This is a genomic window from Candidatus Pelagibacter sp. Uisw_113 (genome assembly GCF_047717815.1).
GTDB lineage: Bacteria > Pseudomonadota > Alphaproteobacteria > Pelagibacterales > Pelagibacteraceae > Pelagibacter.
Genome location: NZ_CP159809.1, coordinates 1,293,487 through 1,319,044 on the forward strand (window position 1 = coordinate 1,293,487; position 25,558 = coordinate 1,319,044).

The 25,558-nt window shown below is 29.4% G+C and carries 25 protein-coding genes; 13 read left to right on the top strand and 12 right to left on the bottom strand.

Annotated elements, in window-relative coordinates; genetic code table 11:
* Positions 1 to 167: 167 nt before the first annotated feature.
* The 10 genes from hemE to ABXT39_RS07030 all read left to right on the top strand — a co-directional run bounded on the left by hemE (position 168) and on the right by ABXT39_RS07030 (position 11,254).
* Positions 168 to 1,169 (top strand): uroporphyrinogen decarboxylase, encoded by a 1,002-nt coding sequence (gene hemE / locus ABXT39_RS06985; protein WP_415294998.1) that lies wholly within the window; start codon positions 168 to 170, stop codon positions 1,167 to 1,169.
* Positions 1,170 to 2,204, top strand: a complete 1,035-nt coding sequence (gene hemH, locus ABXT39_RS06990; protein WP_415294999.1) for a ferrochelatase — start codon at positions 1,170 to 1,172, stop codon at positions 2,202 to 2,204. It abuts the gene before it with no gap.
* On the top strand, positions 2,197 to 2,631 hold the full coding sequence (hemJ, locus tag ABXT39_RS06995) for a protoporphyrinogen oxidase HemJ (protein WP_415295000.1): 435 nt from the start codon (positions 2,197 to 2,199) through the stop codon (positions 2,629 to 2,631). Before hemH ends, hemJ begins: the two co-directional genes overlap by 8 nt.
* Before the next feature lie 67 nt (positions 2,632 to 2,698).
* Complete coding sequence (rho, locus tag ABXT39_RS07000; RefSeq protein ID WP_415295001.1) at positions 2,699 to 3,967, top strand: transcription termination factor Rho; 1,269 nt, start codon at positions 2,699 to 2,701, stop codon at positions 3,965 to 3,967.
* Positions 3,968 to 4,014: 47 nt separating this feature from the next.
* Positions 4,015 to 5,568, top strand: a complete 1,554-nt coding sequence (locus ABXT39_RS07005) for a tetratricopeptide repeat-containing sulfotransferase family protein (RefSeq protein WP_415295002.1) — start codon at positions 4,015 to 4,017, stop codon at positions 5,566 to 5,568.
* A gap of 24 nt (positions 5,569 to 5,592) precedes the next feature.
* Positions 5,593 to 6,924 carry a tRNA uridine-5-carboxymethylaminomethyl(34) synthesis GTPase MnmE gene (gene mnmE / locus ABXT39_RS07010; protein WP_415295003.1) on the top strand — a complete coding sequence of 444 codons (1,332 nt, stop codon included), beginning with the start codon at positions 5,593 to 5,595 and terminating at the stop codon, positions 6,922 to 6,924.
* Between the two features lie 166 nt (positions 6,925 to 7,090).
* Positions 7,091 to 8,962, top strand: a complete 1,872-nt coding sequence (mnmG, locus tag ABXT39_RS07015; RefSeq protein WP_415295004.1) for a tRNA uridine-5-carboxymethylaminomethyl(34) synthesis enzyme MnmG — start codon at positions 7,091 to 7,093, stop codon at positions 8,960 to 8,962.
* Complete coding sequence (locus tag ABXT39_RS07020) at positions 8,962 to 9,603, top strand: 16S rRNA (guanine(527)-N(7))-methyltransferase RsmG (protein ID WP_415295005.1); 642 nt, start codon at positions 8,962 to 8,964, stop codon at positions 9,601 to 9,603. Before mnmG ends, ABXT39_RS07020 begins: the two co-directional genes overlap by 1 nt.
* A gap of 8 nt (positions 9,604 to 9,611) precedes the next feature.
* Entirely contained in the window at positions 9,612 to 10,406 is a 795-nt protein-coding gene (locus tag ABXT39_RS07025; RefSeq protein ID WP_415295006.1) for a ParA family protein, read from the top strand.
* The gene (locus ABXT39_RS07030) at positions 10,406 to 11,254 is read left to right on the top strand and encodes a ParB/RepB/Spo0J family partition protein (protein WP_415295007.1); all 849 of its coding nucleotides are present in this window, start codon (positions 10,406 to 10,408) and stop codon (positions 11,252 to 11,254) included. The genes ABXT39_RS07025 and ABXT39_RS07030 overlap by 1 nt, the downstream gene beginning before the upstream one ends.
* On the opposite strand, the gene holA is transcribed toward ABXT39_RS07030, so the two are convergent.
* The 4 genes from holA to ABXT39_RS07050 all read right to left on the bottom strand — a co-directional run bounded on the left by holA (position 11,244) and on the right by ABXT39_RS07050 (position 15,830).
* Positions 11,244 to 12,239 carry a DNA polymerase III subunit delta gene (holA, locus tag ABXT39_RS07035; RefSeq protein ID WP_415295008.1) on the bottom strand — a complete coding sequence of 332 codons (996 nt, stop codon included), beginning with the start codon at positions 12,237 to 12,239 and terminating at the stop codon, positions 11,244 to 11,246. The two genes, ABXT39_RS07030 and holA, sit on opposite strands and share 11 nt — an antisense overlap.
* Entirely contained in the window at positions 12,236 to 12,685 is a 450-nt protein-coding gene (locus ABXT39_RS07040; RefSeq protein ID WP_415295009.1) for a hypothetical protein, read from the bottom strand. Before ABXT39_RS07040 ends, holA begins: the two co-directional genes overlap by 4 nt.
* A gap of 4 nt (positions 12,686 to 12,689) precedes the next feature.
* On the bottom strand, positions 12,690 to 15,236 hold the full coding sequence (gene leuS / locus ABXT39_RS07045) for a leucine--tRNA ligase (protein ID WP_415295010.1): 2,547 nt from the start codon (positions 15,234 to 15,236) through the stop codon (positions 12,690 to 12,692).
* 69 nt (positions 15,237 to 15,305) lie between these two features.
* Positions 15,306 to 15,830 carry a DUF3576 domain-containing protein gene (locus tag ABXT39_RS07050; protein WP_415295011.1) on the bottom strand — a complete coding sequence of 175 codons (525 nt, stop codon included), beginning with the start codon at positions 15,828 to 15,830 and terminating at the stop codon, positions 15,306 to 15,308.
* Between the two features lie 218 nt (positions 15,831 to 16,048).
* On the opposite strand from ABXT39_RS07050, the gene ABXT39_RS07055 reads away from it, so the two are divergent.
* Positions 16,049 to 16,987: a porin gene (locus ABXT39_RS07055; protein WP_415295012.1), complete on the top strand. Its 939-nt coding sequence runs from the start codon at positions 16,049 to 16,051 to the stop codon at positions 16,985 to 16,987.
* Positions 16,988 to 17,026: 39 nt separating this feature from the next.
* On the opposite strand, the gene ABXT39_RS07060 is transcribed toward ABXT39_RS07055, so the two are convergent.
* The gene (locus ABXT39_RS07060; protein ID WP_415295013.1) at positions 17,027 to 17,575 is read right to left on the bottom strand and encodes a thiamine phosphate synthase; all 549 of its coding nucleotides are present in this window, start codon (positions 17,573 to 17,575) and stop codon (positions 17,027 to 17,029) included.
* Between ABXT39_RS07060 and ABXT39_RS07065 the strand changes: the two genes are divergently transcribed.
* Positions 17,570 to 18,232 (top strand): YggS family pyridoxal phosphate-dependent enzyme, encoded by a 663-nt coding sequence (locus ABXT39_RS07065; protein WP_415295014.1) that lies wholly within the window; start codon positions 17,570 to 17,572, stop codon positions 18,230 to 18,232. The genes ABXT39_RS07060 and ABXT39_RS07065 overlap by 6 nt on opposite strands.
* On the opposite strand, the gene ABXT39_RS07070 is transcribed toward ABXT39_RS07065, so the two are convergent.
* Complete coding sequence (locus ABXT39_RS07070; protein ID WP_415295015.1) at positions 18,219 to 18,710, bottom strand: L,D-transpeptidase family protein; 492 nt, start codon at positions 18,708 to 18,710, stop codon at positions 18,219 to 18,221. The two genes, ABXT39_RS07065 and ABXT39_RS07070, sit on opposite strands and share 14 nt — an antisense overlap.
* A 13-nt stretch (positions 18,711 to 18,723) precedes the next feature.
* Between ABXT39_RS07070 and ABXT39_RS07075 the strand changes: the two genes are divergently transcribed.
* Positions 18,724 to 19,311 carry a winged helix-turn-helix domain-containing protein gene (locus ABXT39_RS07075; RefSeq protein WP_415295016.1) on the top strand — a complete coding sequence of 196 codons (588 nt, stop codon included), beginning with the start codon at positions 18,724 to 18,726 and terminating at the stop codon, positions 19,309 to 19,311.
* Positions 19,312 to 19,314: 3 nt separating this feature from the next.
* Here ABXT39_RS07075 and ABXT39_RS07080 read toward each other — a convergent pair whose 3' ends face one another.
* From ABXT39_RS07080 to ABXT39_RS07105, 6 genes are all read right to left on the bottom strand, one after another.
* Entirely contained in the window at positions 19,315 to 20,244 is a 930-nt protein-coding gene (locus ABXT39_RS07080; RefSeq protein ID WP_415295017.1) for an adenosine kinase, read from the bottom strand.
* A gap of 1 nt (position 20,245) precedes the next feature.
* Positions 20,246 to 20,899, bottom strand: a complete 654-nt coding sequence (gene nth / locus ABXT39_RS07085; protein ID WP_415295018.1) for an endonuclease III — start codon at positions 20,897 to 20,899, stop codon at positions 20,246 to 20,248.
* Complete coding sequence (gene dapB, locus ABXT39_RS07090; RefSeq protein WP_415295019.1) at positions 20,899 to 21,675, bottom strand: 4-hydroxy-tetrahydrodipicolinate reductase; 777 nt, start codon at positions 21,673 to 21,675, stop codon at positions 20,899 to 20,901. The genes nth and dapB overlap by 1 nt, the downstream gene beginning before the upstream one ends.
* Positions 21,676 to 21,711: 36 nt before the next feature.
* Positions 21,712 to 22,836: a molecular chaperone DnaJ gene (gene dnaJ / locus ABXT39_RS07095; protein WP_415295020.1), complete on the bottom strand. Its 1,125-nt coding sequence runs from the start codon at positions 22,834 to 22,836 to the stop codon at positions 21,712 to 21,714.
* A gap of 32 nt (positions 22,837 to 22,868) precedes the next feature.
* Complete coding sequence (gene dnaK, locus ABXT39_RS07100; RefSeq protein ID WP_415295021.1) at positions 22,869 to 24,830, bottom strand: molecular chaperone DnaK; 1,962 nt, start codon at positions 24,828 to 24,830, stop codon at positions 22,869 to 22,871.
* A 62-nt stretch (positions 24,831 to 24,892) separates the two neighbouring features.
* A complete protein-coding gene (locus ABXT39_RS07105; protein ID WP_415295022.1) occupies positions 24,893 to 25,528 on the bottom strand; it encodes a nucleotide exchange factor GrpE in 636 nt (211 codons plus the stop codon).
* Positions 25,529 to 25,558 lie beyond the last annotated feature (30 nt).

The window sequence follows — 25,558 nt, forward strand, 5'->3', positions numbered from 1 at the left end:
ATACATTTTATCTAATAATATTAAATAAACCCTCAAATTTGATACTATATAACAATTCTATAAATTATTAATTGTTGATAAATCATGTATAAAAACTGAAAAACGAGTAATTATCGTTATTCACATACTATATAACTAATACTATAATTAAATATTTACTTATTATTATGACACCTATTCAAGAAACAATAATAAACAAAAAAACAAATAATTCTCCAATATGGTTAATGAGACAAGCAGGTAGATATTTACCAGAGTTTAGAGAAATTAGAAAATTAAATCCAGATTTTATAAACTTGTGTTTAAATGAAAATTTATCTTCAGAAATAACGTTACAACCTCTTAAGAGATTTAATTTAGACGCGGCTATAATTTTTTCAGATATTTTAATGATCCCATATGGATTAAACCAAGAAGTAAAATTTGAAAAAAATTTTGGTCCAAAACTAGGTTCTTTAGATTTAGCAAGTATATCTAAAGTTGATGAAATTGATTTTATAGAAAAATTATATCCAATTTATAAATCAATTAAAAAAGTTAGCGAAGATAGTTTAATGAAAAATAAAGACCTAATAGGATTTGTTGGCGCCCCATGGACATTATTAGTTTACATGATTAATAAACATTCCCCAAAAAAAGAATTAATAAAAGATTTTTTTAAAGATGAATTTTTAATAAATAGAACTTTAATAATTTTAGAAAAATTTTTAAAATTACATATCAACCAGCAGATAAAAAATGGTGCAACAGTAATTCAAATTTTTGACAGTTGGGCTGGCCTCTTAGAAGAAAAAGAATTACCAAATTATGTATATGTGCCAACGTTAAATTTAGTTGATTATATTAAATCACTAAATATTCCTGTAATTTGTTTTCCAAGAGGAATTAAAAATTATAAAAATTATTGTGATATCATTAAACCTGATGTGGTTAATATTGACTATGATGTTGATCCTGTTTCAATATGTAAGGAAATAAAAATACCAGTCCAAGGAGGTCTTGATCCTAAAATTTTATTAACAGATAAAGAAAATTTAAAAAAAGAAACCTTGAAATATTTAAACACTTTTAAAGATCATTCCTATATATTTAATTTGGGTCATGGGGTGTTACCCGAAACCAATCCTGACATGGTTGACTACTTAGTCAAAACAGTAAAAGATTATTAAATGAGAAAAGCAGTAATTTTATTTAACCTTGGTGGTCCTGATAAAATTGAAAATGTAGAACCGTTTTTATTTAACTTATTTAACGATCCAGCAATTCTAAATTTACCAACCATATTGAGATATCCTTTGGCAAAATTAATATCTAATAGAAGAGCACCCGTTGCTAAAAAAATCTACGAAGAGCTTGGTGGCTCATCACCGATATTAAAATTAACCAAGGAGCAATCGGATGCACTTGAAACAAAGCTAAACCAGACTGAAACTGACGATGAATATAAATGTTTTATTGTAATGAGATGTTGGAATCCAAGAGCAAATGATGTGATCAAAGATGTTCAATTATTTAACCCTGAAGAAATTATTTTAATGCCTCTTTATCCACAATATTCTGCTGCAACTTCTGGGTCTTCAATTAAAGAATGGAAAGATGTGTGTAAAAAAAATAACTACCAAGTCAAAACAAGCACAATTTGTTGTTACCCCACAGACCAAAATTTTATCAACGCACATACAAAAGAAATAATAAAAAAAATTAAAGACCTTAAAAATTTTAAATTAATATTTTCTGCTCATGGCTTACCAGAAAAAAATATTAAAAAGGGAGACCCATATCAATGGCAAGTGGAACAATCTGTACAAAAAATAGTTGAGAGTTTGAATATTGAAAATTTGGACTGGATATTAAGTTATCAAAGTAGAGTTGGACCACTAAAATGGATAGGACCATCCACCGAAGATATAATCGTCGAAAATTCAAAAATTGGAAAACATATTGTTTTAGTTCCTATCGCATTTGTTTCTGAACACTCAGAAACACTTGTTGAATTAGATATAGAGTATAAAGAGATTGCAGACGCTAATGGGTGTAAGAATTATACACGTGTCCCAGCCCTTGGTATAAATGAAGATTTTATTAAAGCCATGTCGGAATTAATAATAAAAAAAAATGAATATAAATTTAGTGGAAGTCTTTATCCTCCAAAAATTCAATGTCCCTCAAATTTTAAAAAATGTCCTTGTTTAAATTATGAATAGTTATCTTCTATTTAAAAGCCTTCATTTGATAGCTGTAATTTCTTGGATGGCGGGTCTTTTATATTTACCAAGAATTTTTGTTTATCATGTTGAAAATATTGATCACAAAATTTCATCCTCAATATTTAAAACAATGGAAAGAAAGTTGTTTTATTTTATTATGATGCCAGCAATGATTTTATCTTGGATATTTGGATTAATATTAATTTCCATTGTAGGTTTTGAAGTTATTTCAACACTTTGGTTAAAACTAAAATTGATATTAATAATTTTATTAACAATTTATCATTTTTATTTAAGCAAATTGCTTGACGATTTTAAACAAGATCAAAATGTCAAATCGTCTAAATTTTTTAGAATAATCAATGAAATACCAACAATATTACTTATTTTGACCGTTTTCATTGTCATATTTAAACCTATCTAAGCTTGAAATACTCGTAAGAGTATATATATTCAAGTCACTTACAAAAATCTAATAACCCCCCCCACTCATGAATATACAAGAACTTAAATTAAAATCATCAGAACAATTAGTAGCACAAGCGGAAAAGCTGGGTATTGAAAATGCCAGCACTCTAAGAAAGCAAGAAATATTATTTGCAATATTAAAAAAAGTTGCCGAAAAAGAAGAAATAACTGGAGCAGGAGTTTTGCAATTATTACAAGATGGGTTTGGATTTTTAAGAGCAATGGAATCGAACTACTTAGCTGGACCAGACGATATCTATGTTAGTCCAAGTCAGATTAGAAAATTTGGTTTAAGAACAGGAGACACAGTTGAGGGTCCCGTTAGAGCACCGAAAGAAGGTGAAAGATATTTTGCATTATTACAAGTGGAAAAAATAAATTTTGAAGAACCAGAAAAAGCTCGACACAAAATTGCATTTGATAATTTAACCCCTCTTTATCCAGACCAACAAATGGTTATGGAAGTTGAAACAACCAAAATTGAAAAAAAACCAGATTTAACACCAAGGTTAATTGACCTTGTAAGTCCTATTGGAAAAGGTCAAAGATCAATAATTATCTCCCCCCCCAAAGCGGGTAAGACAATGATTTTACAAAGCATTGCAAACTCAATTGCTAAAAACTATCCAGAAAGTTACTTGATGGTTTTACTGATCGATGAAAGACCAGAAGAAGTAACAGACATGAAAAGAACAGTTAAAGGAGAAGTCATTAGTTCTACATTTGATGAACCAGCTTCTAGACATGTTGCTGTTGCTGAAATGGTAATTGAAAAGGCAAAACGATTAACGGAACATAAAAAGGATGTAGTAATTTTATTAGACTCAATAACAAGATTAGGTAGAGCATATAATGCTGTAATTCCAAGTTCTGGAAAAGTATTAACAGGTGGAGTAGATGCGAATGCACTACAAAGGCCAAAAAGATTTTTTGGTGCAGCAAGAAATATTGAAGAAGGTGGATCTTTAACAATCATCTCAACTGCGTTGATTGATACAGGATCAAGAATGGATGAAGTTATTTTTGAAGAATTTAAAGGAACGGGAAATAGCGAAACAGTTCTTGATAGAAAAATTGCAGAGAGAAGAATTTATCCAGCAATTGATATAACTAAATCTGGAACAAGAAGAGAAGAATTATTGTTTAATAAAGATGATCTTTCAAAAATGAATGTGTTAAGAAGAATTATCAGTCCTATGGGGACAATGGATGCTATCGAATTTATTAATTCAAAACTTAAAGAAACAAAAAGCAATGCAGATTTCTTTAGTTCAATGAATAAACCGGCTTAAAAATTTTTTAAGTATAAAATAGTTTTAAATGTTTCATTAATAATTTTATGGAATTCAAAAATAAAATAAACATAATTCAAAATTTAATTAGATCAAAAAATTTTTCTATAGCAGTTGTTAATTGTAAAAAATTATTAAAAAAATATCCAGATAACTCCTACACACTCAATCTTTATGGTCTTGCTCTTCAGGGAGACAAAAAGTTTAGTATGTCACTTCAATACTTTTATAGAGCTTTAGCCACAGAGCCCAAAAACACAGCTGCTTTGAACAATTTAGCTAATACGCACAAGGCTTTATATAACTATGATAAGGCTGAAGAAATTTATCTTAGATTACTTCAAATAGATCCCAATAACTTTAAGGTTTTAAACAATTATGCTAACCTAAAACAATCACTTAATAATTTTGAAGGAGCAATAGAGCTCTTTTTAAAAGCCCAAGAGATTAGACCTCAAGAGCCAGTTACGTTGTTTGGTTTATCTGCTAGTTACCAAAGCGTTGGAGATTTTGAAAAATCAAAAGAAATTGCAGAAGAAATATTAAAGTTAGATCACAAGAAAACATCAGCTCATAAACTTATAAGCGGATATACAAAATATAAAGATAGAAATGAAGAACACCTAAGGATAATGGAAAAACTTTTGCAAGAAGATTTGACTGATTTGCAAAAAATAGATTTATTCTTTGCACTTGGAAAGGCATACGAAGATATTAAAGACTATAAAAAATCTTTTGAATATTTGGATAAAGCAAATTTTATAAAAAGGAAAACAGTAAAATATGAAATAAAAAATGAAGAAAAAATATTTAACAGTATTATAAAATCATTTGATCAAATTAATTTTAGTGAATTTAAAAAAATACCAAGTTCAAGAAGAATAATATTTATTGTTGGTATGCCAAGATCTGGAACAACATTAACAGAACAAATAATTGCAGCTCACAATGAAGTAAACGGAGCGGGTGAGTTAGTTTATCTTCAAAATATTATCCAAAACATTTTTTTTGAAGATCTAAATTTAAATAAACAAAAAATTCTTGAAGAAGGGTTGAGACAAGAGAATATAGTAGAAGAAGAATATTTTAAATTTCTAGATTTACATAGATTTAATGCAAAAATTATCACTGATAAGGCGCCGCCAAACTTTAGATGGATCGGCTTTATAAAAATTTTTTTTCCAAACTCTAAAATCATACACTGCACAAGAGGTGCAAAAGATAATTGTTTGTCAATTTTTAAAAATGCTTTTGGTTCAGATGAAATGGAATGGTCACATAGTCAAAAAGATATAGGGGAATATTACAATTTATATTTAAAGATTATGAATTATTGGAAAAAAAAATTGCCAGAATTTATATATGAAGCCAAGTATGAAAGTATCATAACCAACTCGGAGGATGAGATTAGAAAGTTAATAAACTTTTGTGATTTAGAATGGAATTCTGATTGTTTAAATTTTCATAAAAAGAAAAAAACTTCTATCCAGACAGCTAGTGTCGCTCAAGCGAGACAACCAATCTACAATTCTTCCGTGAATTCAAGTTCTGAGTATTCTGAATATCTTAAAGAAATGAATGATATTCTAGATACACACTGATTAAAATTTAGCTATAATATAAGCATGACAATTTATGCTTTATCAACGGGCCCAGGAATTTCTGGTGTAGCCATCATTAGGGTTTCGGGTAAGGATACAAAAAAAGTAATAAAGTCTTTAACCAATAAAGCATTTCCAGAACCCAGAGTTGCCACATTAAGAAAGATCAATAAAATCAATACTTCTGAGCTTATTGATGAAGGTATAATATTGTGGTTTCCTGGCCCTGGGAGCTACACAGGTGAGGATATGGCTGAATTTCATATACATGGTAGCAAAGCGGTAATTGACGCCCTGCATCACTCTATTTCAAAAATTGAAAACTGCCGTCTAGCTGAGCCTGGTGAGTTTACAAAGCTAGCATTTCAAAATGGAAAAATAAATTTACTCAAGGCAGAAAGTATTGCTGATTTAATTTCAGCAGAAACTGAAATTCAAAGACAACAAGCAATAAAAATTATGAATGGAAAATCTGCAGATAAATTTAATAGTTTAAGAGAAAAACTTTTAAAAATTTTATCACACGTTGAAGCAAAAATAGATTTTCCAGATGAAGACCTGCCCGAAGATATTTTGAAAAATATTAAAAAAATTTCCCATGAGGTAACTTTAAATATAAAAAAAATTTTAAATGATCAGAAAGTTGGTGAAAGAATTAGAGAAGGTTTTAAGATTGCAATCATAGGACCGACCAATGCTGGAAAATCAAGCTTACTAAATCATCTTTCAAATCGAGATGCAGCAATCGTTTCAGAAATAGCCGGAACAACAAGAGATGTAATTGAGACGCATTTAAATATTGATGGTTATCCAGTTGTAGTTTCTGATACAGCAGGAATTAGAGATTCTAAAGATGAAATAGAAAAAAAAGGAATAAAATTAGCACTTGATAAAGCAGAAAATGCAGACTTAAAGTTGATCGTTATAGATGCTAAAAGCATTGATTTTAAAGGAGTTTTAAAAGAATTGATGGACGAAAATGCAATTCTTGTAATCAATAAATCTGATCTTCTAAGGAAAGACTTAAATCTAGAAATAAAAAATTTTGAACATGTTTTAATTTCAGTAAAAAATAATCTCAACTTAGAAGGTTTAATTTTAAAAATTAAAAATAAATTAAAAAATAAATTTATCACAAGCGAAGACATTTTAATTACCCGTGAAAGACATAGGCAACATCTTAAACAAAGTTTAAATTATCTAAAAAACTTTGAAGAAAAAAATGAAGCTGAAGATTTTGATAAAGCCGCTGAAGATCTTCGTTTAGCAACTCGACATTTAGGAATGATAGTTGGAAAAGTAGATGTTGAAGAGATATTAGGTAGTATTTTCAACGATTTTTGTATCGGTAAATAAGCTTTATTTTAAAGGATTCTTTAGCCTATTTTTGCTATTTTTGTTGATAAATATAACTAATTCCCTAATTTTAAGGATAAAAACATAGCTACAATTGTCTTAACAAGTATTTCCTAAAAAAATACTGTCTGCTTGTAAATATTTATATCGGTTATAAATTTAACTTATGAAAAATGATTTATCATTTGAGGTAATAGTTATTGGAGGAGGACATGCGGGTTGTGAAGCAGCAGCAGCGTCTGCACGTCTTGGAGTTAACACCGCCCTATTCACACATAAAATTGAGACCATAGGGGAGATGTCTTGTAACCCAGCGATAGGTGGTCTTGGTAAAGGTCATCTTGTTAGAGAGATAGACGCTTTAGACGGTGTGATGGGAGAGGTTGCAGATAAATCAGGTATACAATTTAGATTATTAAACAGAAGTAGAGGGCCCGCAGTTCAAGGACCTAGAACACAGTCAGATAGATCACTATATCGTAAATATATGCAAAAAAAATTATTAAACTATTGTAATTTAAGCATTTTTTCTGATCCAGTAATAAGATTTATTTTTGATAAAAACACTATAAGTGGTTTTGAAACTAGGTCAGGTAAAAAAATTTTATGTGGCAAGCTAATCTTAACAACAGGCACATTTTTGAATGGTTTGATTCATATTGGTGATGAGAGAACACCAGCTGGTAGGTTTGATGAGAAGCCTTCAACAGGATTAAGTGAACAGCTTGAAAAATATGATTTTAAAATAGGAAGGCTTAAGACAGGAACACCCCCAAGGCTTGATGCCAGAACAATTAAGTATGATAATTTAGAAGAACAATTTGCAGATGATGATCCTTACTTTTTTTCTTTCTTAACTAAAAAAAATTTAAACAAACAGGTCTCATGTAGGATGACCTATACAAATGAAAAGGTTCATAAAATCATACAAAAAAATTTAAAAAGAAGTGCGATGTACTCAGGAAGCATACAAGGGGTTGGTCCAAGATATTGTCCTTCAATAGAGGATAAGATAGTAAAGTTTGCAGATAAGGACCGTCACCAGATATATTTAGAGCCTGAGGGGCTAAAAGATCACACAATATACCCAAATGGAATTTCTACCTCTCTACCAGAGGAAGTACAGCAAGAAATATGTAACAATATCAATGGTTTAGAAAATGTTAAGATAATTAGACCAGGTTATGCTATAGAATATGACTATATTGACCCTAGAGAATTATTTTTAACCCTTGAAACCAAAAAAATCCAAAATTTATACCTTGCAGGACAAATAAATGGGACAACTGGTTATGAGGAAGCAGCTGCCCAAGGGTTAGTAGCTGGAATTAATGCTGCTTTATCTTTTAAGAAAGAAGAACCATTTATTTTGGATAGATCAGATGCTTACATTGGAGTTATGATAGATGATTTAGTAACAAAGGGTGTTGCAGAACCTTATAGAATGTTTACCTCAAGAGCTGAATATAGACTAAGTTTAAGAGCAGATAATGCTGACCAAAGATTAACAAATAAAGGAATTGAAATTGGATTAATATCAAAAGAAAGGGAAGATCTTTTTAAGGATAAAGAGCATAAATTAGGAATAATATCTAAAATAATGTCAGAATCATCAATATCACCAACAAAAATAAAGAAATTTGATATTAAAATTGCAAAAGATGGTATTTTAAGAAAATCTAGTGAAATATTAACCCAAAAAAGTGTTGATATGAAAAAAATAAGAGAAATTTGGCCTGAAATTCCTTATTTTGATAAAAAAATAGATGAGCAAATTGAAATAAATGCCCACTATAGAGGCTATCTTAAAAAACAAAAAGCAGATATATTAGCATTTAAAAGAGACGAAAATCTAGTTATACCAGAAAAAGTTAATTATGATGCTCTTTCTGGGCTATCGAATGAGGTAAAAGCTAAGTTTAAACAAATACAACCAAAAACTATGGGACAAGCACTGCGAATTGATGGAATAACACCAGCTGCTGTATATATTTTGTTGTCACATGTAAAAAGAAAGTCTATTAAGCTTATAGCTTAATGGAAGAAATTTTTAAAAAATATTCATTACTAAAAGACCAAAATGTTCCACGTGAAACATTAATTGAGTTTGAGCTATTTATATCTATGCTACAGCAAGGTAATGATAAAATTAATATAATAAGCAAAGAAACAGCTAAAAATGAAGTAATTAGAGATCGCCATATAGTTGATTCTGCACAAATTATTGAATTTGTTGATTTAAACAGTAATATAATAACAGATATAGGATCAGGTGGAGGTATGCCAGGTATAATTATATCAATTATGATTAAAAATAAGAAAAATTCAGCTAAACTTCACTTATATGAAAAAAGCCATCATAAGTGCTCTTTTTTAAGAAAAGTATCTAGAAATTTAAAATTAAATACCGAAGTCATACAAGAAAATATTTTCGAGGCACAAAACTTAGACTCAGGTACAATAATGGCAAGAGCTTTTAAACCATTGCCAATAATTTTAGAATTAGTTTGTAAAAATTTTAGTAGTTACAAAAATTTAATTGTGTTCATGGGAAAAAATGGAGAAAAGGTTTTAGAAGAAACTTTAATAAATTGGAATTTTGATTTTGAAAAGAAAAAAAGTATTACAAGTGAAGATTCATTTTTACTAAATATAAAAAATATTAAAAAAAAACATTAAAAAATTAAATGCAAATTATTTCTGTAATAAATCAAAAGGGCGGGGTTGGAAAAACAACGACAGTAATTAATCTTGCAGCTGGTTTAGCTCAACAAGAGAAAAAGGTTTTAGTTATTGATCTTGATCCTCAAGGAAACGCAACTACAGGACTCGGTTTATCTAATTTAGAAAGTTCAAGCGATACAATTTATGGAGTATTGAATGGAACAAAGGGAATTTCAGATGTAATTAAAAAAACAGAGTTCAAAAATTTAGATATTATTACTTCGAATGTAGATTTATCTGGGCTTGAGGTCGAAACAGCTGATGATAGCATGAGAGCCTTCATTTTAAAACGCGAATTAACCACTTATTTAAATGATTCTAGAGCAACCTATGATTATGTACTTATAGACTGCCCACCATCACTAAGTCTGCTTACAGTTATGGCTTTAGTGTCTTCTCACTCATTATTAGTGCCACTACAGACTGAATTTTTTGCTTTAGAGGGTTTAACCCAGCTAATGAAAACTATAGAACGAATAAAAATTAATCTAAATCCTGAATTAAAAATTAGAGGCATACTTTTAACAATGTTTGATAAAAGAAATAAACTTTCATCGCAGGTTGAAAAAGAAGCAAGAGATTATTTTAATGAAAAAGTTTATCTAACAGTGATCCCAAGAAATGTGAGGCTGTCGGAGGCTCCATCACACGGTATGCCAGTTTTAATGTATGACAAATCTTGTCCTGGAAGTAAGTCGTATCTTAGTTTCACAGATGAATTTATCAATCAAGGACAAAAAATAGGGAGTGCAGCATAATGGATACAAACAAAATAAAAAAAGGATTGGGTAGAGGTTTGTCATCTTTAATAGGTGAAACAAAAGCTGAAATAAATATTAATAAAGTTTCAATATCAGATCTTGCAAGTAATAAATTTCAACCAAGAAAAACATTTGATGAGGACAGTTTACAAGATTTAACAAACTCAATAAAAGAGAGAGGAATCATCCAACCAATTATTGTTAGAAAATCAAGTGATGATAGTTCAAAATATGAAATTATTGCTGGAGAGAGAAGGTGGTTAGCAGCCCAAAAGGCAGGTCTACACGAAGTTCCAGTAGTCATTACAGATGTAGATGATTTAAAATCTTTAGAATTTGCTATTGTTGAAAATGTTCAAAGAAACGATCTAAATGCAATTGAAGAAGCAAGGGGCTATCAACGTCTTATTAAAGAATTTTCTTATGATCAGGAAAAAGTGGCTCAATTTATTGGGAAAAGTCGAAGCCATATTGCTAACTTTTTAAGGCTATTAAATTTACCTGAGCCAGTTTTAAAATTAATTGAAACTCAAAAATTAACACCGGGTCATGCAAAAATTTTAGTTGGCTTGAATAATGCTGAATTTGTAGCAAATAAAATTATTGAAAAAAATCTTTCAGTGAGGCAATCAGAAAATTTTGTAAAAATTTTTAAAATAAATAAAAAATCTTTTAAAAACTTAAAAGACCCAAATTTACAATCTCTCGAATCTTCTATTGTTGAAAAAATTGGATTAAATGTTTTAATTAAAAGCAAAAAAAACAATTCGGGATCAATTACTTTTGAATACAAAGAAGTTGATCAGCTAAATAAAATTATAGAGATTATTAAACTTAACTATTAATTGTTGAAGATTTTTTAATAATAAAGTCAGACAAAATATTAATTGAGTTATTAGAATATTTCTTAATTAAAAGCTCTATGGTATTAATTTCATACATTAGATCCTCAGCGTCTTTATAAGACCAGCTTTTAATTTGTTGTTTTACAACATCTTTTTCTTTCCAAAATATGGGAGGTTTAAACCCTGAGATTGTTATGTCTAAATTTTTTGTTTTACTAAAATCCTTGCTTAGTTTAATTAGCCTTTTTGTTTTGATTAAAAATGTTCTAATAATTAGAATACAGTCTTCTAAAGAATAATTATTTTCATTTAATATATTGATAGTTCTCTTCTTATTTTTAGATAAACAGCAATCGATTAGCTCTGAAACATTGTAATTTTCCGCTAAATTCGTGAGTTTTAGAAGATCTTGTATTTCTATCTTATTTTTATTTTTTATAAAATTTGCAACTTTTTCGAGCTCATTTTTTATGTTTTGCCTATCACCTCTTGCTCTTTGTGCTATTAAATTAATAGCCAGTTGCGAAATTGGAATTTTTTTCTCTCTAAAAAAGTTACTTACAATAGCTGATAAAGTTTGATTGTTATCTTCATAAAATGGAACGCAAACAGCATCTTTACTTTTCTCAAACAACGATCTGATTTTTGATTTTTTCTCTAACGTGTTTGCGTTCAAAACTATTACTAAATCTTGAATTTTTTTTTCTATTAACTCTTCTAAAATTTTTTTTATTTTATCTGTAGCTCTGTTTATAACAATTAATTTTTCATTCTCAAAAAAAGATTTTGATAAAATATTATTAAAAAAATTATTTTCATTATTAAGAATTTCATTCTCATCATAATAATAAGTATTTTCTTTATATTTCTTCTTAAATTTTTCTTCTATTATTTGATTCTTATGTCCTTGATTTTCACCATAAAATAAAAAGAAATTTTTATCTTCTATTTTAATTTTTTCTATTTCAAATGACTTAAGTATCATTGAATGGTATATAGACTTAAAATAATCTCCTCAGAAATTCTTTCCAACATTCCGTTTCTAATTTCGTCTTCATACCTCGAAAGCTCAAACTTTTTTGAAGTATTATTATAATTAAATGTTTCTTGAAAAACTCTTTCGATTTTTATTTTATTATTTTCAAAAACAGATACTGAAACATCAATTGTTAATTTGAAACTTGCAGGATCTCCTTTTTTATCCTTCAAAGTAGTTAATTTACTTTCTTCAGATGTAATTATAAGGTCATAATTAAATTCTTTTTGTTCTTTATTAAGGTAGCCTTTCAAATTATTGTTAATTACTTTCCCAAGATTGTTATTATATTCAGTCTTATTAATTGAAAAATTTGTATCAGAAGATGAAAAAATTGGCTTAAAACCGCAACCCGCAATAATTAAAAAAAGTATAATTGAAACTATTTTTTTCATCGATTTATTTAATAATTAAATTTAACAACCTATCTTTTATATATATACTTTTTTCTATCTTTTTATTCTTAAAATTCTTTTCAAAGTATGAAGTCTTTTGAGCCATCAAGATTATTTGAGATTCTGTAATATTTTTGCTTGTGTTAATTGTGGCTCTTTTTTTACCATTTATTTGAATTACAATTTCTATATTGTCATTTTTAAGATATTTTGGGTCTGCTTTTGGCCAGTCAGCCTGATTTTTAAGCCCCAAATCCTCTATGCATTCAGATGAAAAATGAGGTAAAATAGGTGACAGTAGGTATAAGATTTTTGAATAATTTTCTCTTAATTTATTAGTATTATGCAATGTATCTATTGATTTGTTCATAAAATTGTACATTTCATGAAGATTTGCAACTATCACGTTGTAATTAAATTTTTCAAGATTTTGTGTAATTTTTTCAATTAATTGATTTGTAAATTCTGAATTTTTTTCTGAATCTTCATCTAAGTTTTTTGAAGTTGTAATTTTTTCTTTAATTCTTTGATGCAATATCCAGAGTTTTTGAACAAATTTATAAGATGCAATCATACCTTGTTCTGACCATTGTACATCTTTTTCTGGAGGGCTATCAGATAGAATAAACAGCCTTACAGCATCTGCCCCAAATTGGTCGATCATTTTAGTGGGCTCAATAGTATTTCTTTTAGATTTAGACATAGACTCAATTGGCCCAACTATAACTTTTTCTTCTAGGTTATTTTTTTTGAAAAATTTTTTACCATCTTCTGAAATAACCTCATCTGGACTTAACCAATTATTTTCTAAATCTTTGTAGGTTTCATGGCAAACCATTCCCTGTGTAAAAAGACCATCAAAGGGTTCTGTGTGATTAAAATTTTCATTTTCTGAAGCAATTGCCTGCATAAAAAATCTTGAATACAAAAGGTGTAAAATAGCGTGTTCAATGCCACCAATGTATTGATCTACAGGCATCCAGTAGTTTACTTCATCAATATCAAATGCATAATCAGATTTATTGCTAGAACAGAATCTTAAAAAATACCAAGAAGAGTCGACAAATGTATCAAGAGTATCTGTTTCTCTCCTGCATTTTTTCCCACTTATAGTGATGTTAAGCCATTCCTCTTGATGCTCTAAAGGGTTACCGTTGGTATTTAAGTTTATATTTTCAGGAAGCTTAACAGGAAGTTCATTGGTTGGTATTTTAACTATTGAATTGTTTTCATCGTAAGCAATTGGTATTGGGCAACCCCAATAACGTTGTCTTGATATTCCCCAATCTTTCAATCTAAAATTAATTTTTTTTTTACCTTTTTTCTTATTTTCTAAAATTTCAATAGTTTTAATAACTGATTCTTCTGGGGCATTTAAACCATCAAGCTCATTCGAGTTAAAAATTATGCCTGGTCCTGTATATGCCTCATTATTTACTTTGAAATTATTGTCTTCATTTTGAGGTTTAACAACTGTTTTTACTTCAAGATTATATTTTAAAGCAAAATCTAAATCTCTTTGATCATGTGCCGGACACCCAAATACAGCTCCAAACCCATAATCCATTAATACAAAATTTGCAAAATAAACAGGTACTTTATTTTTTTCGTTAAGGGGGTTAACAGCAAATAACTCTGTTTTAAAACCAATTTTTTCAGCTTGAGCAATTGCTTCTTCAGTAGTCCCAGTTTTAGAACTTTCTTTTTTAAATTTTAAAAAGTCATTATTTTTTTCATAAAATTTTGATAAAGGGTGATCAATAGATACAGCTAAAAAAGAAAATCCGTACAAAGTATCTGGTCTTGTAGTGAAACATTTTATTTCATCAACTTCACTATTCCCTATTATTTTAAAGGGTATTTCACAACCAAATGATTTCCCTATCCAATTTTTTTGCATAGTTTTTACTTTATTGGGCCATGACGGAAGTTTATCAAGTCCATCTAGGAGGTTTTGTGAAAATTTAGAAATATTAAAAAACCATTGATTTAATTTTTTTCTTTCAACTAAAGCTCCTGATCTCCATCCTTTACCATCGATTACCTGTTCATTGGCTAGTACAGTTTCGTCAACTGGGTCCCAATTGACATAGTTTTCTTTTCGATAAACAAGACCCTTATCATATAATTCAAGGAAAAATTTTTGTTGATGTTTATAATATTCTTCAGAACAAGTAGAAATCTCTCTATCCCAATCTATAGATAGACCCAATCTTTTTAACTGCTTTTTCATGGTTGAAATATTTTTTTCTGTCCATGATTTTGGATCTAAATTATTTAATCTTGCAGCATTTTCAGCTGGCATTCCAAACGAATCCCACCCCATTGGATGCAAAACATTAAATCCTTGCATTGCCTTAAATCTCGCAAGCACATCACCAATGGTGTAATTTCTTACATGTCCCATGTGAATATTTCCAGATGGGTAGGGAAACATTTCAAGACAATAAAATTTTTTTTTATCCTTTATTACTTTTGATTGAAAAAAATTGTTATCATCCCAATATTTCTGCCATTTTTTTTCAATTACTTTAAAATTATATCTTTCCACTGTGGGGGTTTTATATTTTATTTGTCTTTATTTTTTTTGAGAATTTCCAGAATTTAGGAACTAATTTTTTCATTTCTCTGCTGATTTATTTTTTTTATAAATTACAGCTTTTTTTAGTATAGCTAATTTAAGCTCACTGTTTAATTCAGACTCAATGTTTGAAGTTTTACAATTACCTACAGAAGAACAAACTTTTTTAAATATTTTAATATCAACAGCATCCGACCTAATTTCATTAGATAAAAATTTTATAGTTAATTTAATAGATTCTTTATTTTCACCATCCTCACTATACCAGTCTGTAATTATTACTCCTCCACCATAATCCACAGAAAGAAGTGGCATGAAATCGATTACGTCAAGAGAAGCTCTCCATAGAGGGTTTGAATTTGCAAATTCGAATTCACCACCACGGGCACTTTTATCAAATAATCTGATACCCCTTCCTTCTTTCATATTTTTCTCTATTCTTTTTTTGGGTTCGGGGGGGAAATCTTTAGCGTCGACCTTCTTATATTTAAGGGCAGCACAAGAGTTAAGTAATAACATTAAAGCAAAAGAATAAATTATAAGAGTATTTTCAATTTTTTTCATAAAATATATTTGTATATTTAAATAAATTAAGTACGCCTCAATAGCATAAAGTGAAGTCATAATCGTGATTTTTTTAATAAAGTGGAGACAAAAGTGTGATAAAAAAGCAACAAATATCAAAAATAAAGCAATTTTAAAAAATTTATCCATCCGAAAGAATAAAAACTGATAATTATTTGTGCATAATAATTAATTATTAAATAAATAAGGAGTCAATTATGACAAATGTAAAAAAAATAGGTCTTACTGCTTTAGCAGGGACTTTAGCTGCAACTTCTGCATACGCCGGAGCTTTAGACGTATCAGGATCTGCAAAAGTTACTTTCAAGTCGTTAGATACGACTGAGCACACACAAAACAACTACTCTATGTCACAAGGAATCACTTTTGCTGGTTCTGGAGATTTAGATAACGGTATGGCGATTTCATATAGTTACACTATGACTAATGCTACGTTCTCTGCATCTAGCTTAAAACTAGATATGGGTGACATGGGATCATTACACTTTGCTGAGGGTACAAGCCCAGCAGGTATTGGTGCATACAGAGATAAAATGCCTACAGCTGGTGAAGAAGTTTGGGATGACCTAGACGGTGAAGCAAACGGTGCTGCTAACTTCGCATCTAATGGAACTATTGGTTACAATGGATCTTTTGGTATGATGGGTGTTAGTGCGTCTTACAACAAAAATGCTTCTACTGCTACATCTACTCTAGATGGTTCGCAGTTTTCAATAGTATTACATGCTGCACCAACTGATGAATCAATGGTGTTTTATGGTATTGGTGAAAAAGCTGGTGCTACTAAAAACACAGGAACTGATTTATATGTAGTCGGCGGTACATATGTAATGGGTGCTGGTACAGTTGGTATACAACAAACTGGTGTTGATGTTGCAACTGCTAATGGAGACATGGATAGATTACATGCATCTGCTTCTTTTGCAGTAAATGAAAATCTTTCATTATCTTACGGTATGTCTACTGTTTCATTTGATGACAATACATTAGTTGATCAAGAAGATTCTGGTGTTGCAGTATCTTACACAATGGGATCAATGACATTAGGTGGATCTTGGAACCAACAAGATAACGTTAATGGAGCAAATGGTACAGACGATACACACACTGAAATTGGTCTGTCATTTGCATTCTAATTAAGTTAAAAGTTTAAAAATTTAAACGGCCCCTTTTAATTAAGGGGCCGTTTTTTTTTGGAAGTAAGAAATACCCGCGAAACCTTCGACTTGAAGAAGACTAAGTTTCTTAATATTTGATTGATTAATTCCACCAAGAGCTATTTTTTTTTTTGAAGTAATTTGAGCCAAAAGATTAAACTTTTGTACCTCAAGAAATCGGTTAGATTTCTTTATGTTAAATAAGGGTGAAATAAAAAGGACATCTACTCCTTGTTTTTCTTTTATTTTAATTTCTTTAATATTATGAGCAGATCCAATTACTTTAAGGTTCTTGGTATTTTTATTCAGCAAGAAGTTAATTTTTTTATTAAATGAGGGGATATAAATTCCATCAAATTTTAGGTTTAAGGCAACCTTCAGATTGTTTGATAGAAATATTTGATAATTATTTAATTTACAAAAGTTTCTAAATTCTTTTAATTTTTTTAAATCTATTGGCTTTTTGTAACTTCTAACAATTATATTGATTTTTTTATCAATATCTTTGATATAATCTTTGTCATAATCAGGGACAAAATAAAACCTAGATAAGAATTTTTTATGCATAAGATAATAAATAATTTAGTTTTAATTGAGAAAAACTTAAAAGAAAAACTAAATAACAACAATATTCCAATTATTATTGCAGTAAGCAAAACTTTTCCAATGAGTGAAATTTTACCTCTAATAAATCATGGACACGAGCATTTTGGTGAAAATAAAGTTCAAGAAGCTCTTGAAAAATGGACCACCATTAAAGACGATTTTAATCATATTAAATTACATATGATTGGAGGTCTTCAAACCAATAAAGTTAAATATGTGATTAAATTGTTTGATTATATACACTCTTTAGACAGTTTAAGATTGGCAGAAAAAATTTCAATTGAACAAAAAAAAATAAAGAAAAGCTTAAAAATTTTTATTCAAATTAATATTGGTGAAGAAGATCAGAAGTCAGGAATAGAAATTAAAAACTTAGAAAACTTTTATAAAATATGTGTAAAAAAACTTGATTTAGATATTATTGGATTGATGTGTCTACCTCCTAAAAATAAAGATAACACAGAATACTTTTCTAAAATGAAAGAACTTGCATCAAAAATTGGAGTTAAACAATTGAGTATGGGAATGTCTGCAGATTATATTCAGGCATCAAATCTTGGCTCCACATTTATTAGAGTTGGATCTAATATTTTTGGTGAAAGATTTAAAAAATTCTAATTTTAGTTTTTTTATCTATTATTTTAGATATGATTAAAAAATCTTTTTTTTTAACTGCTATACATCCTGCAGTAGCTTTGTAATTTTTTGTGAGATGTAAAAAAATTGCACTACCTTTATAAGGCTTTATTTTTTGGGTATTGTAGTTGATTACAATAAAATAATCATAAGAATTATCCTTTTTAAAAAGTTTTTCATGGTTATTTTTTGTGGGAATTTTTATTTCTTTATTATAATTTTTACTTTCTGGGTCATCACACCAACCCATATTTTTACTTATAATTCTTGTTTTAATTTTACACGAAGGTTTTTTTACCCTATCTTTTCTATAATATAGTTTTCCAATAGAAAATATTCCTCTAGGTGTAGATTTGTCGCCCTCCTTTTTTTTAGATTTAATATTATTTCTTCCTACTGCGCACTTAAAAGTAAAATCATCGACTATTAAGTGGTCTTTATTTTTTATTTTTATTAGCATAAACTGTTAATTAATGACTAAACAATTAGTAAATATAATTAGAATTCCAATATTATATAATATTCTTGATGAAATTAAGCATTTATTTAGCTTTAATATTTGCTGTTATGAAAACCCTAAAAACTTTTTAGCTAAAGTTAAAGGAATCGATATTAAAAATTCAATCTTAATTTTGAGTAATAATCATGATTCATTGCTTATTAAAGATACATTTAAAAATGATATATTAATTTTAGATGTACTACCACTTAAGCTTGAAAAAATATTAGATAAAATAAATACCACTTTAATAAAACAAACATATTTCTCACAGTCTAATTTAAATATCAAAGGTTATGAATTAGACTTTAATTCAAAACATATTTCCTATTTGAATAAAAAATTAAAACTAACTGAAAAAGAAATTGAAATTATATTATTCTTAAACAAGGAAAAAAATTCACAAAATATTTCTATTCTTGAAAAAGAAATTTGGGGTTATGCTTCGAAGCTTGAAACACATACGGTTGAAACACATATATATAGACTGAGAAAAAAGTTTAAAGAGAATTTTAATGATGATAATTTTATTATAAATTTTGATAAAGGGTATAAAATATAAACATTAACTCAGTCTAGCACCTATCCTCTGAATAATCTTTGCTGACATTTCTGTACCTTTTTCAAGGCATTCATTAATATTAACGTTATTTATATAACCATGCAGGAACCCAGCTGCAAAAAGGTCTCCAGCACCTGTTAAATCAATGATCTTTAGATTTTTTTGACCATCACACTCAACAATTTCATTTCCTTTTATAGCAACACTTCCTTTTGATCCACGAGTTATAACTAGAAGTTTTTCTAATTCTTTACCAAATGTAATTACTTCATCAAAATTTTTCGCATTAATTAATGACTTAATCTCTTGTTCATTAGCAAATGTAATATCAAGTTCATTTTTAACTATATTTAAAAAACTTTCTTTATGTCTATCGACACAAAACTGATCTGATAAAGACATTGCTTTCTTTTTAGATAGTAACATTGCTTTATCAAATGCAGATTTTGGCTCACCTTCGTCCCATAAATATCCTTCAAGAAATATCATTTCACTTTTTTTTATAGCTTCTTCATTAATATCTTTTTGACTAATTTTTCCAGCTATACCTAGAAAAGTTATCATTGTTCTTTCTGCGTCAGGCGTTATCAAGATTAAACATGTTCCAGTGGGTGAAATCTCCTCTTTTTTGTTATAAAAATATTGCACTTTCTCTTTAATTAGACCTTCTTCATATTTTTGGCCCAGATCGTCATTGTTAATTTTTCCAATAAATCCCACATCATTTCCTAATTGAGATAGTCCAACAATGGAATTTGCAACAGATCCACCGGATATAGTTTCTTCAATTTTGAGTGTGGATAAAAGATTTTTAAATTCATTTTCATCAACCAACCTCATGGTACTTTTTATTAATCCATTATCTGTTAGGTATTGATCTCCTACTTTGCATATAACATCAACAATTGCATTCCCGATTCCTAGTATTCTCATATTAAGCTTTTTTTATTTTAATTGGATTTTTACGATTAGGATAACAAGTCGTACAAATTTTACAAGTCAAACCATAACATTCCCTTGCTTTACAAAATTCTCTGCCATAATAAATTATCTGTAAATGTAATTTGCTCCATGTTTTTTCTGAGAAAATTCTTTTTAAATCTTTTTCAGTTTGAATAACATTTTTACCATTTGTTAAACCCCACCTTTGGGCCAATCTATGAATGTGAGTGTCGACTGCAAACGCTGGAACACCAAAACCTTGAGACATCACTACACTTGCTGTCTTATGGCCCACGCCAGGTAGTTTTTCAAGCTCTTCAAAGCTATTAGGCACTTTACCCCCATGCTTTTCTAGAAGCTGTTTAGACATAAAATAAACGCTTTTTGCTTTAATCCGAAAAAGTCCAATGCTTTTAATCAATTTTTCGATTTTTTTTCTACCTAATTTTACAAAATGTTCAGGCTTATTATATTTGGGATATATACTCTTAGTTACATTATTAACATTTAAATCAGTACACTGTGCTGATAAAAGAACCGACATTAAGAGAGTGAAGTTATTAGTATGATCTAGTGGGATAGGTGTTGTTGGATAAATCTTATTTAAAATTTTTAGTATTTTTTTAGCCCTTTCTTTTTCATCCATTATTTAAAGTTCAATAAATCTCTCATTGAATAAAGTCCTGGCTTTTTATTAATAAGCCATTTTGCTGCAGTTAAAGCACCATCTGAATATAGAGCTCTATCAAAAGCTTCATGATTTAACTTTATTATCTCTTTGCCACTTGAAAATGTAACTTCATGTTCTCCAATGACTTCACTTTTTCTAATAGAATTAAAATTAATTTTTTTTCCATAAGGAAAGGATTTTTTATTTAAAAATTTTTTTCCGATTAAACTATAAAAATTTTTATTTTTCCCATCTGCAATTCCTTTTCCTAGCATTAAAGCTGTTCCTGATGGGTAATCTTTTTTATGTCTATGATGTACCTCAAATACTTTACTTAAATATTCATCGTTTAGTGATTTTGAAGCAATTTCAGTTAAATACATTAATAAATTAACCCCAAGGCTCATATTGCCTGCTTTTAAAATGGGGATTTTTTTAGAAAATTTTTTAATTAAAATCTCTTCTTTCTGAGTAAATCCAGTTGTTCCAATTACTACTCTTTTTTTTAATTTAGATGCGATTTTTAGAATTTCTAAAGTACAGTTTGGGACTGTAAAATCTATTATCACATCAGTTTTTTTAAAAGCTTGTTCAGTATTTATATCGAGTTTGATGCCAGCAATTCTTTTAAGGATAGCTTTATTTTCTGTCAGGGCAGCTAGTTTAAAGTTCTTATTATTTTTTGAAGATTTAATAAGCTGCTGACCCATTCTCCCTAGACAACCAGAAATAGCTAAATTAATCTTTTTCATCTAAGAAAATATTAACCTTTTTTAGTTAATTAGTCTTTAGTTTTTCCAAAAACTTTTAGCTTTTTGAAAGAATTGTTTAATACTTGGATTAGACTTTTCATTTTCAATTTCTCTAAATTTTTCAAGTAACTCTTTTTGTTCTTTATTTAAAGAAATAGGAACCTCAGTATTTACCTGGACATAAAGATCTCCATTTCCACTTCCTCTTATATAAGGCATGCCTTTACCTTTTAGTCTAAATTGTTTTCCATTTTGAGTTCCGTTTGGTATCTTAATTTTGGCTTTTCCACCATCAATTGTAGGTATTTCTATTATGGTTCCTAATGCTGCATCAGCAATGGATATAGGAAATTCAAAGAATAGGTTTTCATCAGATCTTTTAAATAAGTCATGTGAATGAACATTTATAAAAAGATAAAGATCACCACTAGCGCCACCTTTTAATCCTGCTTCACCTTTTCCAGCTAATCTAATCCTAGTGCCATCATCAACACCTTTAGGTATTGTAACTGTTATTTTTTTTGAAGCTTGTTTATTTCCTTGACCATTACAATCCGTACATGGATTTGTTATTTCTTCACCAGAGCCAGCACATTGAGGGCAAGTTTGTTGAACAGTAAAAAAACCTTGGTTAGATCTTACTTTACCATTTCCACCACAAACCGTACATCTATCTGGAGAATGACCAGGTTTAGAGCCATTACCTTTGCAAGTATTACATTTTTCTGTAGTTGAAAATTTTATATCTTGTTTTTTACCTTCATATGCCTCTTCGAGAGTAATAGATAAATCATAGCGTAGATCAGAGCCTCTATTATTAGTTTTTCGTCTTCCTCTTGATTGTCCACCACTACTAAAATCTCCAAAAAAATCTTCAAAAATATCAGAAAAATCAGCTCCACCAAAACCGCCTCCTTGCCTTCCACCACCTCCACCCTCAAAGGCAGCATGGCCAAAGTTGTCATAGTTTTGTTTTTTTTCTTTATCTGAAAGAATACCGTAAGCCTCACCAGCTTCTTTAAATTTATCTTCAGAAGCTTTGTCGTCTGGGTTTTTGTCAGGGTGATATTTTAAAGCTAATTTACGGTAAGCAGATTTTAATTCTTCAGGGCTTGCATTCTTGCTAACGCCTAAGACGTCATAAAAATCTCTTTTAGCCATAAGTTACTTTAAGATGATAGTTGTTTTAAGTCTTAAGCGCTTTTTTCTTTATCTTCTTCTTTTTTATCTTCTTTTGTTTCTTCTTCTTTTACTTCTTCTTTTACTTCTTCAAAATCTGCATCAACTACATTATCATCTTTTTTTGTTTCATCATTATTATCACCGTCCTTAGATGAACCTTCTTTTTTTTCTTGAGATTTGTAAATAGCTTCACCTAGTTTCATAGAAGCTTGAACTAAAGTTTCTGTTTTCTTTTTAATTTCTTCAGTGTCAGTTCCTTTAATAGCTTCTTTTAAGTCAGTTGACGCATCCTCTATTGCTTTTTTATCAGTCTCAGAAACTTTGGTGCCATGCTCTTTTAGATTTTTTTCAGTAGAGTGTAAAAGAGTGTCTGCTTGATTTCTAGCATCAACAGATTCCCTTTTCTTTTTGTCCTCTTCTTTATTTGCCTCAGCATCTTTTACCATTTTTTCAATTTCTTCATCACTTAAACCACCTGAAGCCTGGATTTGAATTTTTTGTTCTTTTCCAGTTCCTTTATCTTTAGCAGAAACACTTACAATTCCATTTGCATCAATATCAAAAGTTACTTCTATTTGAGGTACCCCTCTTGGAGCGGGTGCAATCCCAACTAGTTCAAAATTTCCTAACATTTTATTGTCAGATGCCATCTCTCTTTCACCCTGGAGCACTCTTATCGATACGGCAGGTTGATTATCATCAGCTGTAGAAAATACTTGGCTTTTTTTCGTTGGTATTGTTGTATTTTTTTCAATTAATTTTGTTGAAACCCCACCTAATGTTTCAATTCCAAGTGATAGAGGTGTTACATCTAAAAGAAGTACGTCTTTAACATCTCCTTGAAGAACACCAGCTTGGATTGCAGCTCCCATTGCAACAACTTCATCGGGGTTTACACTTTTATTAGGCTCTTTACCAAAAAAGTTTTTAACTTCAGCGAGAACTTTGGGCATTCTTGTCATCCCACCAACCATCACAATTTCATCAATTTCATTTGTAGTAAGACCCGCATCTTTAAGAGCAGTTTTACATGGTGGTAATGTTTTTGAGATTAAATCTTCAACCAAAGCTTCTAATTTTGCTCTAGTCATTTTTAAATTGATATGTTTTGGACCAGTTTTATCAGCTGTTATAAAAGGTAAATTAACATCTGTTTGTTCTGCAGAGGATAATTCAATTTTTGCTTTTTCAGCAGCTTCCTTTAATCTTTGAAGAGCTAATTTGTCTGATCTTAAATCAATACCAGAATCTTTTTTAAACTCACCAATCAAATAATTTACGATTGTATTATCAAAGTCTTCCCCACCTAAAAATGTATCACCATTTGTAGACTTAACTTCAAATACACCATCACCTAACTCGAGGATAGAGACATCAAAAGTTCCACCACCCAAGTCATAAACAGCTATTTTTTTATTTTGTTTTTTATCTAAACCGTAAGCAAGAGAAGCTGCTGTGGGTTCGTTAATAATTCTTAAAACTTCAAGACCAGCAATTTTACCAGCATCTTTGGTTGCCTGTCTTTGAGCATCATTAAAATATGCTGGAACTGTAATTACAGCTTTCGTTACTTCTTGACCTAAATATTTTTCAGCAGTCTCCTTCATTTTTTGAAGAATAAAAGCAGAAATTTGAGAGGGTGAATATTTTTCTCCTCTAGCTTCAATCCAAGCATCTCCTTTTTCTGAATTAACAATTTTAAAAGGTGCAGCTGCGATATCTTTTTTTACAGTAGGGTCTTCAAAATTTCTTCCAACCAATCTCTTTACAGCAAAAATAGTATTTTCAGGATTGGTCACAGCCTGTCTTTTTGCAGGTTGTCCTACGAGTTTTTCTCCATCCTCAGTAAAAGCTACAACTGAAGGAGTTGTTCTTGCACCTTCAGCATTTTCTAAAACTTTTGGCTGACTACCTTCCATGATAGATACACATGAATTTGTTGTTCCTAAATCTATTCCTATAATTTTGCTCATAATTTAAATCCTACCCTTCATATAAGTGTTAATTTTTAATCTACAAGTTCTGACAATTATTATTAATTGGCCAAATTCTCTTCATTTTCCTCACTTTTTTGATCATCTTGAACTTTAGTTTTCTTTGAAACCCCGACCAACGCTGGTCTCAAAAGTCTATCTTTCATCATAAAACCTTTTTGAATTTCTTGAACTATTGTTCCAGGTTCTTTTTGGTCATCATCAATTTCCATCATAGCTTGGTGTTGATTAGGATCCAATTTTTTACCTATAGAAATTACAGGAGTAATTCCATTCTTTGAGAAAATTGAAACCATATCTTTACTTATAATTTCAAAATGCTCTAAAGTTTTTTTTAAAGCTTCGGTATTTTTTAACACTTCATCACTTTCTAAAATTTGTTTTGACCTTTCAAGATTATCAATTAGATTCAAAGCTTCTTTTGCAAAAGAAAATCCACCATAATCAAAAGCATCATCTTTTTCTTTTTCAAATCTTCTTCTTTGATTTTCCATTTCAGCAAAAGTTCTAGTAAGTTTATCTTCTAACTCCTTAATTTTTTCTTCGGGTGTAACCTCTTTTACTTCTTCTTCTCTCTCTGCTGAAATTTCTTGCTCTACTAGAATTTGCTCTTCTACTTCAGTCTCTTTAATTTCTTCGTTTTGACTTTCAGGATTATTGTTTTGATCTTTTTCCATGGAAGTTTATATGGTATGAAATTTGAAAAT